The following is a 977-nucleotide window of genomic DNA, read 5'->3' as shown; positions in this document are numbered from 1 at the left end:
GTTCCGGCTGGGCGGCCCGTGGCGTGGCGCCGGTACAGGTGCTCGCGCACGCGCTGGAGGAAGTCCTCGGCCATGCGGTAACGGCAGGCGTGCTCGTAGTGACGATCCCGGCCGAAGTTGCCGGCTTCCTCGGCGTTGCTCGAAGTCACCAGGTTCCAGCCGCTGCGGCCGCCGCTGAGGGATTCCAGGGTGGTGAAGGTATCCGCCACGTTCGCCGCGTCGTTGTAGGAAGAAGTGACGGTCGCCACCAGTCCGATGTGCCGGGTGCTCACCGCCAGATGCGCCAGCAGCGTCAGCGGCTCGAAGTGTTCGGTGCGCGCCATGCGGCTCAGCGCGTCGAGTTTGCCGGGCAGCATGGCCAGGGTGTCGGAGAGGAAGACCGCATCGAAGCAACCGCGCTCGGCGGTGCGCGCCAGCGCCCGGTAGTGCTCAACGTCCAGCCCGCCAGCGGCATGCGCGCCGGGGTGTCGCCAGCCCGCCAGGTGATGCCCGGTGGCCATGAGGAAAGCGCCCAGCGCCATCTGTCTCGGCGCCGTCATGCCGGTTGCTCCACTTCGCGCAGTGGATGCGCGGCGAGCAGCCGGCGCGTGTAGTCATGGCGCGGCGCGCGCAGCACCTGTTGCGCCTCGCCGAGTTCGACGATGCGCCCGCCCTGCATGACCGCGATGCGATCACAGAGGCGCGCCGCCACCTGCAGGTCGTGGGTGATGAACACCAGGCTCAGCCCCAGTTCGCGCTGCAGCCTTTCCAGCAGTTCCAGCACCTGCTGTTGCACCAGTGCATCCAGCGCCGACACGCACTCGTCGGCCACCAGCACCTTGGGCTGCAAGGCCAGCGCGCGGGCAATGCCGATGCGTTGCCGCTGCCCGCCGGAGAAGTCCCGCGGGAAGCGCTCGAAGGCAGCTTCCGGCAGGCCGACCTGCCGCAGCAACTCCCGTGCGCGGCGCTCCGCTTCGGCAGCGGGAACGCCGTGGGCC

At 70.1% G+C, this 977-nt stretch carries 2 protein-coding genes; both read right to left on the bottom strand.

All coding sequences use genetic code 11. The features are described 5' to 3' along the window. A partial coding sequence (locus ACCC94_RS29810) for an LLM class flavin-dependent oxidoreductase (RefSeq protein ID WP_413353186.1) occupies positions 1-539 on the bottom strand: 539 nt, incomplete at its 3' end. Further along, positions 536-977 (bottom strand): ATP-binding cassette domain-containing protein (locus ACCC94_RS29805; RefSeq protein ID WP_413353185.1); only part of this gene is annotated, 442 nt, incomplete at its 5' end. The genes ACCC94_RS29810 and ACCC94_RS29805, both read right to left, overlap by 4 nt.

Source organism: Pseudomonas sp. Pseusp97, from assembly GCF_047304025.1.
Lineage (GTDB): Bacteria > Pseudomonadota > Gammaproteobacteria > Pseudomonadales > Pseudomonadaceae > Pseudomonas.
Note: the sequence above shows the minus strand (reverse complement) of the source record. Positions and strands in the feature narration are given on the sequence as shown.